13 protein-coding genes are annotated in these 15,187 nt (G+C 61.8%); 6 read left to right on the top strand and 7 right to left on the bottom strand.

From position 1 onward, the window contains the following. Positions 1-784 (bottom strand): gamma-glutamyltransferase (locus HRQ64_RS17415; protein WP_172124697.1); only part of this gene is annotated, 784 nt, incomplete at its 3' end. A gap of 88 nt (positions 785-872) precedes the next feature. After that, the gene (locus tag HRQ64_RS17410) at positions 873-2,114 is read right to left on the bottom strand and encodes an amidohydrolase family protein (RefSeq protein WP_172124695.1); all 1,242 of its coding nucleotides are present in this window, start codon (positions 2,112-2,114) and stop codon (positions 873-875) included. A 115-nt stretch (positions 2,115-2,229) separates the two neighbouring features. On the opposite strand from HRQ64_RS17410, the gene HRQ64_RS17405 reads away from it, so the two are divergent. Next, complete coding sequence (locus HRQ64_RS17405; RefSeq protein ID WP_172124693.1) at positions 2,230-2,661, top strand: nuclear transport factor 2 family protein; 432 nt, start codon at positions 2,230-2,232, stop codon at positions 2,659-2,661. An 18-nt stretch (positions 2,662-2,679) separates the two neighbouring features. Here HRQ64_RS17405 and HRQ64_RS17400 read toward each other — a convergent pair whose 3' ends face one another. Next, positions 2,680-3,450 carry a GntR family transcriptional regulator gene (locus HRQ64_RS17400; RefSeq protein WP_172124691.1) on the bottom strand — a complete coding sequence of 257 codons (771 nt, stop codon included), beginning with the start codon at positions 3,448-3,450 and terminating at the stop codon, positions 2,680-2,682. A 242-nt stretch (positions 3,451-3,692) separates the two neighbouring features. On the opposite strand from HRQ64_RS17400, the gene HRQ64_RS17395 reads away from it, so the two are divergent. The 4 genes from HRQ64_RS17395 to HRQ64_RS17380 all read left to right on the top strand — a co-directional run bounded on the left by HRQ64_RS17395 (position 3,693) and on the right by HRQ64_RS17380 (position 7,920). After that, positions 3,693-4,574, top strand: a complete 882-nt coding sequence (locus HRQ64_RS17395) for an ABC transporter ATP-binding protein (RefSeq protein ID WP_172125160.1) — start codon at positions 3,693-3,695, stop codon at positions 4,572-4,574. Next, positions 4,571-5,341 carry an ABC transporter permease gene (locus HRQ64_RS17390; protein WP_172124689.1) on the top strand — a complete coding sequence of 257 codons (771 nt, stop codon included), beginning with the start codon at positions 4,571-4,573 and terminating at the stop codon, positions 5,339-5,341. Before HRQ64_RS17395 ends, HRQ64_RS17390 begins: the two co-directional genes overlap by 4 nt. Before the next feature lie 36 nt (positions 5,342-5,377). Further along, positions 5,378-6,406 carry an ABC transporter substrate-binding protein gene (locus tag HRQ64_RS17385; RefSeq protein WP_172124687.1) on the top strand — a complete coding sequence of 343 codons (1,029 nt, stop codon included), beginning with the start codon at positions 5,378-5,380 and terminating at the stop codon, positions 6,404-6,406. Between the two features lie 68 nt (positions 6,407-6,474). Next, the gene (locus HRQ64_RS17380; RefSeq protein WP_172124685.1) at positions 6,475-7,920 is read left to right on the top strand and encodes an amidohydrolase family protein; all 1,446 of its coding nucleotides are present in this window, start codon (positions 6,475-6,477) and stop codon (positions 7,918-7,920) included. Positions 7,921-8,048: 128 nt separating this feature from the next. Here HRQ64_RS17380 and HRQ64_RS17375 read toward each other — a convergent pair whose 3' ends face one another. Continuing rightward, on the bottom strand, positions 8,049-8,984 hold the full coding sequence (locus tag HRQ64_RS17375; RefSeq protein ID WP_172124683.1) for a LysR family transcriptional regulator: 936 nt from the start codon (positions 8,982-8,984) through the stop codon (positions 8,049-8,051). Positions 8,985-9,097: 113 nt separating this feature from the next. Here HRQ64_RS17375 and HRQ64_RS17370 point away from each other — a divergent pair, with 113 nt between their 5' ends. After that, positions 9,098-9,961, top strand: coding sequence for an NAD(P)H-binding protein (locus HRQ64_RS17370; protein WP_172124681.1), 864 nt, complete (start codon positions 9,098-9,100; stop codon positions 9,959-9,961). A gap of 201 nt (positions 9,962-10,162) precedes the next feature. Here the strand turns inward: HRQ64_RS17370 and HRQ64_RS17365 are convergent, their stop codons facing one another. From HRQ64_RS17365 to HRQ64_RS17355, 3 genes are read right to left on the bottom strand one after another with little or no spacing between them, the layout of a single operon-like run. Further along, the gene (locus tag HRQ64_RS17365) at positions 10,163-11,272 is read right to left on the bottom strand and encodes an ABC transporter permease (protein ID WP_172124679.1); all 1,110 of its coding nucleotides are present in this window, start codon (positions 11,270-11,272) and stop codon (positions 10,163-10,165) included. Then, positions 11,269-14,028: a ribosome-associated ATPase/putative transporter RbbA gene (rbbA, locus tag HRQ64_RS17360; protein WP_172124677.1), complete on the bottom strand. Its 2,760-nt coding sequence runs from the start codon at positions 14,026-14,028 to the stop codon at positions 11,269-11,271. The genes HRQ64_RS17365 and rbbA overlap by 4 nt, the downstream gene beginning before the upstream one ends. Beyond that, the gene (locus tag HRQ64_RS17355) at positions 14,025-15,092 is read right to left on the bottom strand and encodes an HlyD family efflux transporter periplasmic adaptor subunit (protein WP_172124675.1); all 1,068 of its coding nucleotides are present in this window, start codon (positions 15,090-15,092) and stop codon (positions 14,025-14,027) included. Before HRQ64_RS17355 ends, rbbA begins: the two co-directional genes overlap by 4 nt. Between the last annotated feature and the right edge of the window lie 95 nt (positions 15,093-15,187).

Here is a 15,187-nt window from a genome sequence, read left to right as displayed (position 1 = left end):
GGTGAACATGCTCGGCGCTGTCCTCGGCAATGGACGAGAAATCAAAATGGGAGAGAATGCCCATGATGCCCAGTGTCGTCAGACCCTGTGTGGGCGCTGGCGGCGCAAGGAGCTGCAACCCCCGGTAGTCGATAGCAACAGGGGCGGCGTTGCGCGTCTGCGTCGCGGCAAGATCGGCATGGTCGATCGGGACCCCCGCCGCCTTGAGGCCGCGGACGATCCTGTCACCCAGTTCCCCTTCGTAAAACACCCGGGCGCCTTGCCTGGCGATCTGCTCGAGCGTGCGCGCCAGCTCGGTTTGCACACACCAGCCTTCTTGCCGGAACAGCGCATCAAAGCCCGGCCAGTTCGCCGTTTCCTTGGTGCGTAGTGCAAGCCAGTATCGCTGGGACGCCGAGACCTCAAACCCGTCCGCAGCGATCTTTATGGCCGGCTCGATAAGGTCACCCAAAGAATGGCGTGCGGGCCAATGCCCAAGCACATGCGCCCAACTATCGACCACCGCAGCCGTTGTCAGAACCGAACGCGCGCCTCTTACGGGCATGGGGGCCCTCGCGTCCCCACGGTTTATCGCCTGCCCGATCCCCAGAAAGGTCGTTTGCGCGCCCTGACCATCGGATACCAGCCACACCGCATCGCCGCCGATGCCGCAGAAATGAGGGTACACCACAGCCATTACCGCATTGACGGCGATGGCCGCTTCGATGGCGTTACCGCCCCTGGCGAGAACATCCTCACCGGCCTTGGTCGCGAGCGAGTGGGGGCTGACAATCATGCCGGGCATCAAGGAAAACTCCAGAGCATGCGGACGGCCGCCGCCGAGAGGGCAACGGCAAGGATGAAGGGTCCAGTCCATTTAGGCATTGCTTGGCTCATAGGCTGGCAGCAGTGTGCTGCGGCGGCAGCAGCACTGGGCGGGGGCGCGAAAAGGTCTTCTGGCCGCGCTTCAGCGCAAAAAGCGGCGGGGCAATCCCGCCTAGCGCTTCCACCTGATTGGACGCATCGAGCACCACTAGATCAGCGAATGCACCCGCCTCGATGCCGTACCCGTCCAGCCGGAGAAGCCGCGCCGCGCTTTGGGTCACGAGGTCGAGCACCGTGTCGAATTCCAGCGGACCGGCATGACACACATTGGCGTAGAGATTGGCCATGCGCAGCAGTGAGAAATCGCCAAAGGGTGTGAAGGGATTGAGCACATTGTTGGTCGCGATCGAGCAGCACACCCCCGCACTTGCCAATCGATGAACCGGCGCAACGCCGCGGGGCACGTCTTGAGCGCGATCTCGGCCGGTCAGGAAGAGGTCGGTGGCAGGCAGCGAGGTTACGGCGACCCCGGCGGAGACCAGCCTCGTCGTGACAGCGGCGAGGGTTTCGGGCGTGAGCGCCGAAAGCTTGGTGGCATGGCCAACAGCAACTCTTCCCCCGAGGCGCCGCTTTTCGGTTTCGTGCAGGACCGTGTCGAGGTGCGTCCAGCTTGGGTCCAGATCGAAATCGAGATGAAAATCGATATCGACCTCGAAGCGCTCGGCGAGGTCGAAGACGCGGCCTATATGAGCTTCGGGCTGCGTGTCGGTATAGGGGCAGCCTCCGACCAAATCCGCGCCATTTTCCAGCGCCTCGACCAGCAACGCCTCCGTCCCGAGATTATTGAACAGCCCTTCCTGGGGGAACACGCAGATTGAAAGATCGATCGCCCAGGCATACTCGCGCTTGAGCTGCCGGATAGCTTCAAACGAACGTAGACCGATCTTGGGGTCGATCTCCACATGCGTGCGCATATAGCTCGTGCCCTGGACAATAGCCCGCTCGAGGCATCGGGCGCCCCTGTCGTAAACGTCCTCGACGCTCATGCCTTGTTTGAGCGCTGAAACAGCGGCGATGGCTTCGCCCAGCGTTGCATGATCATGCCCGCAGCGATCCAGCAGGCACGCCTTGTCGAGATGAACATGGCTGTCGCAAAAGCCAGGGAGCACAATGCAGCGCCCCACATCTTCGACGGGCGCATCGGCAGTGATCTCGCGCTCGATGGCCTGGATGCGCCCGCTTCCGATCGCCATGTCCCAGACGCCCTCGCGACCGCGCAGACATGCTTTGCGGACAATCAGATCGATCATAGGCAAGAACTCCCTTGCAGCGGCGCGTCAGTCGCATACACTTCTGAAGCATTATTGCATTCACTTTGGCAAGGTCCAGTGCGCGAATGCCACTGCTCGATGGAAGGACAGATCGATGGCTGCAACCCTATCCTCACACAACATCCCGGCTCGTCTAGTTGACCAGGACGCCGAGATCGTGCGGCAATATCTAGATGCCTCCATGATCCCAGATCCCGATGCGGCAGCCGAATTCGTGGGGCCCGATTTCGTCGTCACCTTTACGGGCGGCCGAGACTACGATCACCCGCGGGGCCCGACGGGCTTCAATGCTGCGCGGTACAAATGGGTGAAAAAGAGCATGCAGCGGTTCGATGTCGCTCGCTCAGCCGGGGAGACGGTCGTCTACAGTATCGGCACGCTGTATGGCGAATGGCCTGACGGCACGCCGTTTAAGGACAATCGCTACGTTGATCGCTTCGTCGTGCGCAACGGTAAGATCGTCAAGATGGATGTGTGGAACGATAGTGCCGAATGGATCCTCGACCCTTCGGTTTCGCGGCGTTGATGTGACGGCCGAGCTGGGTCAGCGCCTGCCCGATGGCCCCCGATCGGGCGCTAACGCCACTTGCTCGGCATAGGGCGCAAGAATATCCATCAGGTCGCGTGCGCGCGCCTCGGGCGCTACCAGAAGCGCGCGTTCGGCGACTTCCTCAAGATGACTGCTCATCAGTTTCATGGCGTCCTCCGCGCTCCCGGCGGCGAGCGCCTCGATGATCTGACTATGCTCATTGACGGCGCAGTCCGCAGAGTGCGGGCGGCTGAAAGCCGACAGCGTCAATGCACAGCGGTATGAGACTTCGTTGACATAGCGGGTGAGGATGGACTTGCCGGTCATCTCCGCCAGCAACACGTGGAACTCGGTGGCCAGGCGGATCGAGGCCGCTTCGCTTCCGCCCCTTGCTGATTGTTCCGCCTTGACGTGCTCACGCAGCAAAGCAATCTGGCTCTTGTCCAGCCGGCCTGCCAGCGCCTTGACGACAAGCCGTTCCAGTTCGATGCGGACCTCGAACGTGTCGCGCGCCTCTTCCATTGACGGCGTCGCGACTACGGCAATCCGGTTGCGGCGCAGATCGACTAGGCCTTCCGAGGCCAATTGACCGAGCGCATGACGCGCAATGGTGCGGCTGACACCGAAGCGCTCGCCCAAGGTATCCTCGGGGAGTCGGTCACCGGGGCGTAACGCGCGCTCGACAATGGCACCGCGGATCGCCCGGCGGATCGTCCCCGCCTTGTCTTCGCCCCTAGAGCCGTCGTTGTCGAGTGCACTAGTCTTCGTGGTCCTGGACACAGTCATCCCGCTCCCTTGGTGCGCCGGTGATAGCGGCGTCAGCATCCACAAGCAATCACCGACCCGCTGGCGCCCCTCTCCGCTCATTCTGAATCCGAGATGCCTAAATAGTACGCAGATTCTTCTGATTGTTCCCTAAATGATCAATTCAGGTCGGCAGGACTTCCCTGCGACAGCGGGACTCTGGGGCAGCGCTGCAGGACGGCCAAGTGGCACCGCAATTGCATACAGGTTTGGTTATGATGAGTATGCAAGTGACGTCACCCCTTTCTTCAGAGGCGAGAGCCGAGGTGGCTTCCCCACCGCGCGTGATTTCCCCCGCCGTCGAGCTGTCGCAGGCGACAGTGACCTTCGGGCGGGGCAACAACCAGGTTCCGGCCCTGTCGGAAACCTCGCTGAAAGTTGCCGATGGCGAGTTCCTTGCCCTCGTAGGCCCGTCGGGATGCGGTAAGTCGACAATACTCAAGCTTGCTGCGGGCCTGATCAATCCAACCACCGGCGCCGTGATCGTCGGCGGACGCGAAGTCGCCGCCAAGGCACTGCGTATCGGGATGGCCTTCCAAAACCCGACCATGCTGCCATGGCTGACCATCGAAAAGAACGTGATGATGCCGCTCAAGATAGTGCGGCCGTTCCGGCAGGAGTTTCACGCCAAAAAGAAGACCGGGTATCGCGATCGCGTCCATGCGCTTCTCGATGAGGTGGGGTTGAAGGGCTTCGCCAATCATTTTCCCTGGCAGCTCTCGGGCGGCATGCTGCAGCGGGCAAATCTGTGCCGCGCGCTGGTTCACGAGCCGCGCCTGCTCCTCCTCGATGAACCCTTCGGGGCCCTGGATCAGTTCACCCGGGAGGAACTCTGGGGGACCTTGCAGGATCTTTGGATCAAACTGCGCCCCACGGTGCTTCTGGTCACCCATGATCTCAAGGAAGCCGGTTTTCTTGCCGAGCGCATCTGCGTCATGAGCGCTCGTCCCGGCCGCATTCTTGATGACAGCGCCGTCACTTTCGCACGCCCCCGCACAATCGAAATGACCTTCGAGTCTGACTTTGTCGATCTTAACCAACGCTTGCGCGGCCTCATCGTCGACGCGCGCGGCAGTGCCCGCCCCGGCGAGGAGTCCCGCACATGAGCTATACTCTCCGGCGCCGGCTCGCCGCGGCCGCCGTCATCGTCGGGTTCTTCGTGCTTTGGGAAGTGCTCTGCCTTGCGCTTGGAATTTCAGACCTCATCCTGCCGCGACCCTCACAGGTATTTGCCACCCTGTTCTCGCGGATGAATGTGCTCTGGCCGCATGTCGTGCAGACACTAGTCACAACCTTGATCGGCTTCGGGCTGGGGGTCGCGATCGGCGTTCTGATCGGCGCGGCGGTCGGGGTCTCGCGCACTGCCTATGACACGGCCTATCCGCTGCTCATCGGCTTTTCATCGATCCCCAAAGTCGCCGTGGTGCCGATCTTCGTGCTCTGGTTTGGCTCGGGCACCGTGCCGGCAATCCTCACCGCCATCGTGATCTGCTTCTTCCCCATTGTCGTCAACATCGCGACTGGTCTGGCGACCACCGAGCCGGAACAGGAAGATGTGCTCAAGGCCCTTGGGGCTAGCAAGCTCGATATTCTCTGGAATGTCGGGCTCCCGCGCACCATGCCGTTCTTTTTCGCGTCGCTGAAGGTGGCCGTCACCTACGCGTTCGTTGGCACCGTGCTGTCCGAAACCGTCGCCTCGAACCGTGGCATCGGCAACGTCATGATGACAGCCTCATCCAATTTCGACGTGCCGCTCGTCTTTGCGGGCCTGTTCATTCTCGCGGCGCTCGGGGTCGCTCTCTACGCCATCTTCTCGCTGATCGAGGGTCGGGTCACCGGCTGGGCGACCCGCAAGCGGGAAATTCCGACCTGATCCATTCACCTCGTCCCACGCATAAGGAGAACTTGAATGAAACGTCTACTGATTGCGGGCCTCGGCTTTCTCGCTCTGACCACCTCGTCAGCCTTCGCGCAGGAGCTCACCGATATCCGCTTTACCCTCGGCTGGGTCACTCAGGGCTCGGACGCCGCCTTCTTCGTCGCCAAGGACAAGGGGTACTTCGAGGAAGAAGGCCTTAATGTCGTAATCGACAAGGGTGAGGGCTCCGGGGCGACGGTGACCCGCATCATGGGTGGCGCTTATGACGCCGGCTTTGGTGACATCAATGCCATCATCCAGAACGCGGCGGAGCGTCCCAACGAGGTTCCGGTGATGGTCTACATGATGTGGAACCAGCCTCCATTCGCTGTAGTCACCAAAAAGAGCAGCGGCATCACCTCGATCAAGGACTTCGAAGGCCGCACCCTCGGCGGCGCGCAGGGCACACCAACGACCCGCCTCCTGCCGGTTTTTGCCCGCACCAACGATCTCGATGTCGACGCCATCGCCGTTTCGAACATGGCGCCCAACCTGCAGGAACCCATGCTGATCCGCGGCGAGATCGACGGCGCCCTGGTCTTTAATATCACCAGCTACTTCAACCTGATCAACAACCGCCAGGACCCCGAGAAGGATTTCGACTTCTGGCAGTTCGGTGACTACGGGATGGATCTTTATTCCAACGGCATGATGGTTTCCCAGCAGCTTATCAAGGAAAACCCCGAAGCGGTCGCCGGTCTGGTGCGCGCGGTGAACCGGGCATCCATCGAGATCGGCGTGGATCAGGACACGGCAATGCAGGCCGTCATGAACTACGACAACCTCGTCAATGAAGAGGTGGAGCGTATGCGGCTGAACTTTGCCTATGCAAGGCTTATGGCTTCCGAGGAAGCTGCGGAAATCGGTCTCGGCGATGTTGATGACGAACGTTTGGCGCGCTCGATCGACATCGTCGTTGAAGGCTATGGTCTCGCCAGTACACCGGAAACGAGCCAGGTTTTCTCGCGTGAATTTCTTCCCCCGCGCCCAGATCGCGAACTCGTCTACGTGGCACAGTAAAGCGCCTTTACCCCCGGAGCCGTCGTTGTTCCGGGGCAATCCTCGCCGATCCATCCGGGGCGACCGCCATGCCGTCAATTCAAGCCACCTACGCCTTCATCGATCCGGCAATTGGCGTCGACAGCGACGTGGCGATAGAACTGCATGGTGAGATCATCTCGAGACTATTGCCGGGCCAAGCGTCTCGGGCCGGTGCTGGCCGTACACTGGTCCTGCCCGCCTTCGCCAATGGACACGACCACGCCCGGCCCTTGGCCATGTCGTCCTTTGGTGCAGCCTTCATGCCGCTTGAGACCTGGCTGCCTCGATCCATGCTCGCCACGCCGCCCGACGCCTATCTCGCCGCCCTGGCGCCCCTGGCGCGCGCCGCCCGATCCGGCTGCGCTTCGGTCATGGTCCATTATACGCGGCCCAGCGGACGATTATCCCCGGTCGATGAAGCTCGCGAAGTCGCGCGCGCCGCTGCCGATATCGGTGTGCGCATCGCTTATGCCCCGGCCCTGCGCGACCGCAATCCGCTGGTTTATGGCGATGAAGCCCATATTCTCGCCCGCCTGTCCCCTGAGACCGCAGCGTTGGTCAGGCAAATCTATTGCCAGCCGTCAGCACCGATCACGGCCTTGATCGAAACCACCGAAGCAATTGCCCAAGCCATTGAAGGGCCGATGGTTGACGTGCAATTCGGCCCCGCAGCAGTTCAGTGGTGTTCGCCCGGCCTGCTCGAAGCGATTGCCGCGCGATCCGCCGAGACGGGTCGCCGCGTCCATATGCATCTTCTTGAGACCATCTATCAACGCGAATGGGCGGACCGCAATTTTCCGCAGGGCATCGTGACCTACCTCAAGGAGATCGGCCTCCTCTCTCCCCGGCTGGCGCTCGCCCATTGCATTCATGCCCGACCGGACGAACTTGACCTGATTGCCGAGGCCGGAGCGACCATTGTCACCAATTCAAGCTCCAACATGCACTTGCGCTCCGGTATCGGCCCAATTGCAGATGCCTATGCCCGCGGCTGCCGGATAGCCGTTGGCATGGATGGATTGGCGTTCGACGAAGATGACGACATGGTCCGCGAGACCCGGCTCGCCAATGCCCTGCATGGCGGAAGCGGCTTCAAGCAGACATGGCATCGCCCGGCATTTCTGGCGCAAAGCATCGCGCATGGTCGAGCTGCCACGGGCGCGCCCGGGACGGGCCGGATCGCCCTAGGCGCTGCCGCTGACCTTGTTGTCATCGATTACGACCAACTCGATCGCGACCGCATCATGGATGTTAACCCCATTGACCTGCTGTTCGCGAGGGCAGACGCAAATCACATTATGGAGGTGATTGTCGCCGGCCGTACCATCGTCAAGGCAGGCGGCCTTCTCGGCATTGATCTCGATGCCGTGCATAACGAACTCCGTGCCCGCTACCGCAGCGAAACGCAACGAGTTGAGGGCCTCCGATCGGCTTGGCCGACCATCGGAGCTGAAATCGAGCACTGGTTTCACGATCTGTCTGGCTGCTGCTGACCACGGCGCGCGACCGTCACCATCACGATGTCCGCTTTTGAGAAGCGGCGCAGATCTTCGGAACGGCGAGCGTGGGGCGCGCTGCTGCCAGGCCATCACCGATCCCACCCGGGTCATGTTGTCCCGTCTTAGGTCTTTTCAGAAGCTGACATTTTTTGCTGCTCGTGCAAGTCACTGCGGCTGACTTCGATGAAGGCGCGCAGTGGTGCAGCAGCAAATCGGCTTGGATAGTACAGGCGTGGACCGTCGAGCTTGGCCCACCAGTTTTCCAGGATCGGAACGAGTGTGCCTGAACGAAAGTCATCTGCGCACCAGTTGCGGAAGGCGCCGATGATACCCATGCCCTTCCGGGCATAGCTGAGCCCACCGTCGAGCGCGTTGACGCTGATCACCAGCCCCGCCGTCGCCTCCACGGTCACGGTCTCATCGCCCTGTTGCAACCGCCATGGCAGCAGCGTCCCGCTTGGCAACCGGTAAAGGATCGCTCGATGATGCGTCAGGTCGGTCGGGCTCGCGGGATGACCATACCGGGCGAGATAGGATGGGGCCGCCGCCAAGGCCACTTGTTGCACCCTCGGGCCGATCGGGACGGAAATCATGTCTTTGGCCAAATGCGAGCCGTAGCGGATGCCGGCATCGCATCCGGCAGCGATGATATCGATCAGGTCGTTCTCGACGACAAGTTCCACATCGACTTCGGGATGCCTGTCCTGAAACTTCGACAATATCTGGGGCAGGATATCGGGAATAACTGCGCCGGGGACATTGAGCTTCAGCCGTCCGCGGATTTTGTCGGTGGCGCTCGCCACCTCGGCGATGGCAGCATCGATGCCAGTGAGAAGCGGCCCTATTTGGGTGGCTAGCCTACGGCCATGCTCAGTCGGCTGGACGCTCCGCGTGGAGCGCAAGAGGAGCGGCACTCCCATATCGGCCTCGATCCGCGTGATTGTCGTACTGACCCTGGAGGGCGCGACGTCAAGGCGTTTGGCCGCGGCACGGAAGCCGCGTTCCTGAACCACCGCCAGAAAGATGCGCAGGTCATCGGCCGACACGTTGTTCTTCATGGAGAACGCCCCATTCGAATTTGCCACGGTTATCACGTGAAAGAAGAACAGTCACAACCGGGGAAATGGCGTCGCACGAGATGCCACGGATGATAGCCTTTAGGAGAACACGCGTGATTATTGTAACCGGTGCCACCGGCCTGCTCGGCAAGGGAATTGTCGAGAACCTGCTCAGCCGCCTGCCGGCAGGCGCAATCGGCGTCAGCGTCCGCAGCCCCGACAAAGGCGCCCCCTGGGTCAAGCGCGGCGTGCAGGTCCGGCAGGGTGACTACAACGACGCCGGGTTGGCGCGAAGCTTTGAAGGAGCCGCCACCCTGCTGCTGGTATCCAGCGCCCGGCATGGGGCCGAAGCCCTGCGCCAGCATGCCAACGCAATCCGGGCCGCGAAGGCCGCCGGAGTGGAGCGGATCGTCTATACCAGTCATATGGGTGCCAACCCGCAGTCCCATTTCGCATCAATGCGCGACCATGCGGCAACCGAGCAGATGCTGATGGAGGCTGGAACTGCCTTTACCTCGTTGCGCAATGGCTTCTATGCAGCCGCCGCGCTGATGTTTATGCGCGGCGCCTTGGAAAGCGGGAAAATACTCGCCCCCTCCGACGGTCCGGTCTCCTGGACGACGCATGCGGATTTGGCCGAAGCGGCGGCTCTCACCTTGACGGGCGACTTGGCGATGACCGGCGTGACGCCAGCATTGACCGGCAGCGAGGCGCTGGATCTGGCGGACCTTGCGGCAATCGCCTCCGAGGTCTCGGGGCGGACAATAACCCGTATCACCGTCAGCGATGAGGAGTATCTAGCGATGATGGTGGCCTACGGAATGCCTAGAGAACAGGCCGAGTTTCTCCTGGGCATTTTCGTCGCCAGTCGCGCCGGAGAATTTGCGTCCGTTGAGCCGGCACTCGCGCTCGCTCTAGACCGGCGGCCGGTCACAATGCGAGACGTTGTGGGGCTATGGGCAACGAACGAGGGCTGAACGCGCCAAACGTCAGCTTGCGCCCACTCTCGCCTCAGGTGGCGTGGGACGCGTTCCGGAGGCTGACTAGAACGTCAGCTTTTCGGATTTTGATCTGACAAGTGGAGCGTCCGAATGGGGGCGCCTTTCAGCCCGACGGCAAATGAGCGCATTTAAGATATAGCGCACTGTCAAGTTTGTCTGAAAGCGGCTGGGCGCGGGTCACGTCAAGAAGCGGCGGAACTGACGCAATGCAAGGGCGAATAGTCCGGCTCCAATGAGCGCAAGCCCCAACAGATTGGGCCAGACCACGTCCAGGCCAGCGCCGCGGAACAGGATGCCTTGCGAGAGTATTACGAAATGCGTGTTGGGTGCTAGGAGCATGATGTCCTGGATGATCCGGGGCATGCTTTCACGCGGGGTCATGGCGCCCGACAGGATTTGCAGCGGCAGCAGCACCAGCATGATCAGCAGGCCGAACTGCGGCATCGAGCCGGCGAGCGTGGCAAGGAAGATGCCCATCGAGGTCATGGCAAAGAGCATCAGCACCGAGGCAAGGATAAACAGGGGCAACGAGCCCGCCACCGGCACCTGCAGCAGCATCTGCACCACGACGATGATCGCAAAGGCCGATGCCAAAAGCACAACCAGTCCCATCGACCAGATCTTGGACAGCATGATCTCGGCCGCCGTCACGGGCATGACGAGCAGATGCTCGACGGTGCCATGCTCCTTTTCGCGGATCAGGGCGGCTCCCGTCAGGATGAGGGACAGCATGGTGATCGAGGTGATCACGCTGGAAATGGCCCCGAACCAGCCTGGATCAAGCTTGGGATTGTAACGCGACCGCAGCTCCAGTGCCACCGGCACGGAGCTCGGCGCGCGGTAACCCGCCAGGAATTCCGCGACTTCCGCGTTGAGGATCTGCTGGATATAGCCGCTGCCTGTAAAGGCCTGGCTCATTCGGGTGGCATCGATGTTCAACTGGATCGCGGGCGCATGACCTGCCAGCAGATCGCGCTCGAAATCGGGAGGGATGTCGAGCGTAAAGGTGTCGCGGCCCTGGTCCATACGGCTGTCCATCTCGGACGTGGTGATCTGCTCCGGCACGAAGTGGGGGGGCATGAATGCGGTGGCGATGCGATCGGAAAGTGTCGAGCGGTCCTCGTCAACAATGCCGATAGTGGCATTCGACAGATTGTCCGGGGAAGCGCGGCCGGCTGTATAGATGGAGAGCGAGAAGGCATAGCCGATCAGCAGCAGCAGCGCGGGATCGCGCCACAGCCCCTGCAACTCCTTGACACCCAGGTTCCAAACGTTGCTCAGCCTCATCTGTCCTGTTTCCGTAGCAAAAGGACGCTCAATCCCAGGATCACCGGCACTGCGGCTGCCAGGGCGACAAGCGACATTCCGAGATCGTCCAGCCCCAGCCCCTTGGCAAAGACGCCGCGCGAAACGATGATGAACCAGGTCGTCGGAAAGATTTCGCCGATGATCCGGCCCGCACCCTGCAGGGACGATACCGGGTTGATCATGCCCGAATACTGGGCGGCCGGGATGATCGTGATCAGCGCGGTCGCAAACAGCGCCGCCACCTGGCTGCGCAGGAAGGTCGAGGTCAGCAGCCCGATCCCTGTCGCGGCGATGACATACAGCAAGGCAGCCAGCGAGAACGCAAGAAAGCTGCCGGTAAAGGGCACGCCCATCGCCAGCATGGCCAAAGCCGTCAGGGCGAGAAAGTTCAGCATGGCCAGGATCACATAGGGAAGCTGCTTCCCCATCAGGAACTCGACCCTAGTTACAGGAGTGACGTAGAAATTGATGATGGAGCCAAGTTCCTTTTCCCGCACGACACTGAGGGTGGTCAGGATGGCCGGGATGACCAGCAGCAGCAGTGGAATGACGGCCGGAACGATGGCGACGATACTGGCGACATTAGGATTGTAGCGGAAGCGTGCCTCGATCGCGAAATCGCCCTGCACGGCTGCATCGCCGTACAAAGTGCGGGCCTGTCGCGTCAGCCAGTCTGCGTGGATCCCCTGCACATAGCCCTGCACCGTTTGGGCGCGGCTTGGATTGGCCCCGTCGATCCAGGCTCCGATCTCGACCGGACGGCCACGGGCTAGATCGCGTGCAAAGCCGGGCGGGATCTCGATGGCGAGGCTCAGGTTGCCCGTCTTCGTCCGGGCATCGAGGTCCTCATAACTGGTCAGCGGCTCGGTTTGGTTGAAATAGGGCGACCCGGCGATGTCGAGGATATAGTCGCGGCTGACGCTGGTCTGGTCGCGGTCGAGGACCGCAAAGTTCAGGTCCTTGACATCCATGTTGATGCCATAGCCGATCACAAACATCAGGATCACACTCCCGATCGCCGCCATGGTCAGGCGAATGGGATCGCGTCGCAGTTGCAACGCCTCGATCCATGAATAGCTGAACAGCCGCCGCAGGCTGAAGCCGGGCGACTTCGAACCGGGGGCAAGGGAGGCCTCGCCGGGTGACAAGGTCAACGCGGCATCTTCCGCCTTGGCTCCTTCATCCAGTTGTGGACCCATGGCCTCCTGCAGATAGGCTATGAAAGCCTCGTCCAGCGTGCTGGCCCCTTTGCTCTGCTTGATCGCGTCCGCCGTATCGCTGACCAAGACGCGTCCGGCGTGCATCAGCGAAATGCGGTCGCAAAGCTCCGCTTCGTTCATGAAGTGGGTAGATACGAAGATCGTGACCCCATCCTCGCGCGAGAGCCTGCCCAGCATGCGCCAAAAGCCGTCTCGGGCGATCGGGTCGACGCCAGAGGTCGGTTCATCGAGTATCAGGAGTTCGGGCCCATGCATCATCGCTACAGCGAGCGACAGCCGCTGCCGGATCCCGAGGGGAAGATCGCCGGGAAGATCTTCGGCCTCTTCCCTGAGGCCGAACCGGTCGAGCACTGTCTCAACCCTTTGCGGGATTGTGTCCGCTGCGAGGTCGAACAGGCGGGCGTGCAGAATAAGGTTCTGCCGAACCGTCAGTTCTGAGTATAGCGAGAAGGACTGGCTCATATAGCCGACCCGGCGGCGGACAGCCATGTCCCCGGAGTCCAGCTTCTCGCCGAAAAGCTCGGCGCTGCCTTGCGAAGGTTCGAGAAGTCCGGTCAGCAGCTTCATGGTAGTGGTCTTGCCGCAGCCATTGGATCCCAGAAAGCCGAAGATCTCGCCTTTGCCGATGCTGAAGCTGACATCGTCCACGGCGGTGAAGTCGCCGAAGCGCTTGGTCAGGTGCTGCGCCTCGATGGCGATTTCCGGGCTGGGCAGGCGCGGAGCGATTGCCACCGGCTCGTGGACCGCGCTCTTGCTTGGGGGCAGCAGCGCGACGAAGGCAGCGTCCAGGTTGTTGGTCCCGGTGCTTGCCAGCAGTTCGCCAGGAGTTCCCTTGGCCAGGATGCGCCCCGCGTCCATGGCTATAAGCCAGTCAAAGCTCTCGGCTTCCTCGAGGTAGGCGGTCGCCACGATAACGCCCATGGTCGGGCGCTCCCGGCGGATGCGGTTGATCAACTCCCAGAACTGGCGGCGCGACAGCGGGTCGACCCCCGTCGTGGGCTCGTCTAGGATCAGCAGATCGGGGTCGTGGATCAGCGCGCAGCAGAGACCCAGCTTCTGCTTCATTCCCCCCGAAAGCTTGCCCGCCGGACGGTCGCGGAAGGGGGACATGTCTGTCGCCGCCAGCAATGCAGTGATGCGCCGCTCACGCTCGGCCAGTTCATGCCCGAACAGCCGGCCGAAGAAATCCAGGTTCTCGCTAACCGACAATGCCGGATAAAGGTTCTTTCCAAGCCCCTGCGGCATGTAAGCGATTTGCGGACAGGTTAGGCGACGGTGCCGGGCATCGGCCATGTCGCCGCCAAAACAGATGACCTTTCCTTGCTGGATGGTCCGCGCCCCGCCGATGAGCGAGAGCAACGTGGACTTGCCAACGCCGTCGGGACCGATCAGGCCGACCATTCGGCCCCGAGGTATGTCCAGCGTCACCTGATCGAGGGCAATGGTCTTGCCAAAACTGTGCGACACGTCGGCGACGGCAACGACCGGCTCTGCGTGTCGTTGCGGGGCGCTCATTGGAGCAGGTTGTCCAAGGACTGTGGCCACTCGACATTGGGATCAATGCGGACATAGGCCGTGCCGGGCATGCCGGTCTTGACAAAGTTGCTGTATTTTTCAAGCAACGCCGGATCAACCTGGGCGCGCACGCGGAACATCAGCTTTTCGCGCTCATCGGCTGTCTCGATGGTCTTGGGGGTGAACTGCGCGACATCGGCGACATAGGAGATGCGGGCAGGAATGACATATTCGGGTGCAGCATCCAGAACCAGCCGGGCTTCAGCCCCGACATCCAGCTGCCCTGCCACGGCAGTTGGAAGAAAGAAGGTCATGTAGACATCCTCGAGATCGACGAGATTAAGGATGCGGCTGCCAGCTCCAACCACCTCTCCATCTTGCGCGATGCGATATTGAACCCGGCCGTCGCGCGGGGACTCTAAGGTGGCGTCATCGATGGAGACCTGCACCGCTTCAAGGGCAGCCTGTGCCGCCTCGACCGCGGCTTCTGCGTCCACGACCTGGGCGCGGGCGGTGTTGATCTTGGCCTCGCTGGCCGCCAGCGCCGCCTCGGCCGAGGCGACGGCGGCCTCGGCCTGCTGGTTTTGGGCAGTCGCATCGTCCAGCGACTGTTGCGTTGCGACGTCCTTTCCGGCCAGCGCCTCCGTACGTGCTAGCCGCGCTGCCGCTGCTGCCCGCGCTGCCTCGGCCTGCTCGATGGCAGCAGCCGCCGCCCGTTGCTCGGCCTCGGCCTGGGTGACAAGGTTGTTTGCCGTTTCCACGCCAATCGTTGCACGGCGCAGCTCTGCCTCAGCCTGGTGCTTGCGGGCCTCGAGCTGCATCAGGTCCATCTGCACCAGGACATCGCCCTGGTGCACGAACTCGCCTTCCTCCGCCTCGATGCGGTCTATCCTGCCTGCCGACAGCGCCGAGATATCGATCTCGGTCGCCTCGATACGTCCGTTGCCCGAGGCGATGCCTTGTAACTCGTCTTCGGCGGATAGTCTTTGCCAGGCCAGAAACCCCACTGCACCCAGGACGACGACCACCAAGGCCAGTGCCCACCAAGATCGGATCTTGGCCATCGCGCCCCCTTAAAATCACGGAGTGACTGAGTTCTTGCGCAACTCTAAGTTTTTCAAGTTCGGCTTTTCCCCGGGAGAGATATCCGAAAGGGGTG

The sequence above is a fragment of the Devosia sp. 919 genome, assembly GCF_013185965.1.
GTDB lineage: Bacteria > Pseudomonadota > Alphaproteobacteria > Rhizobiales > Devosiaceae > Devosia.
This window is presented reverse-complemented; position numbering and strand designations above follow the sequence as displayed.

Bases quoted from the DNA above. Each gene is read 5' to 3' on its own strand.
- HRQ64_RS17410 (WP_172124695.1), bottom strand. From the start codon at position 2,114: ATGATCGATCTGATTGTCCGCAAAGCATGTCTGCGCGGTCGCGAGGGC.
- HRQ64_RS17405 (WP_172124693.1), top strand. From the start codon at position 2,230: ATGGCTGCAACCCTATCCTCACACAACATCCCGGCTCGTCTAGTTGAC.
- HRQ64_RS17400 (WP_172124691.1), bottom strand. From the start codon at position 3,450: ATGACTGTGTCCAGGACCACGAAGACTAGTGCACTCGACAACGACGGC.
- HRQ64_RS17395 (WP_172125160.1), top strand. From the start codon at position 3,693: ATGCAAGTGACGTCACCCCTTTCTTCAGAGGCGAGAGCCGAGGTGGCT.
- HRQ64_RS17390 (WP_172124689.1), top strand. From the start codon at position 4,571: ATGAGCTATACTCTCCGGCGCCGGCTCGCCGCGGCCGCCGTCATCGTC.
- HRQ64_RS17385 (WP_172124687.1), top strand. From the start codon at position 5,378: ATGAAACGTCTACTGATTGCGGGCCTCGGCTTTCTCGCTCTGACCACC.
- HRQ64_RS17380 (WP_172124685.1), top strand. From the start codon at position 6,475: ATGCCGTCAATTCAAGCCACCTACGCCTTCATCGATCCGGCAATTGGC.
- HRQ64_RS17375 (WP_172124683.1), bottom strand. From the start codon at position 8,984: ATGAAGAACAACGTGTCGGCCGATGACCTGCGCATCTTTCTGGCGGTG.
- HRQ64_RS17365 (WP_172124679.1), bottom strand. From the start codon at position 11,272: ATGAGGCTGAGCAACGTTTGGAACCTGGGTGTCAAGGAGTTGCAGGGG.
- rbbA (WP_172124677.1), bottom strand. From the start codon at position 14,028: ATGAGCGCCCCGCAACGACACGCAGAGCCGGTCGTTGCCGTCGCCGAC.
- HRQ64_RS17355 (WP_172124675.1), bottom strand. From the start codon at position 15,092: ATGGCCAAGATCCGATCTTGGTGGGCACTGGCCTTGGTGGTCGTCGTC.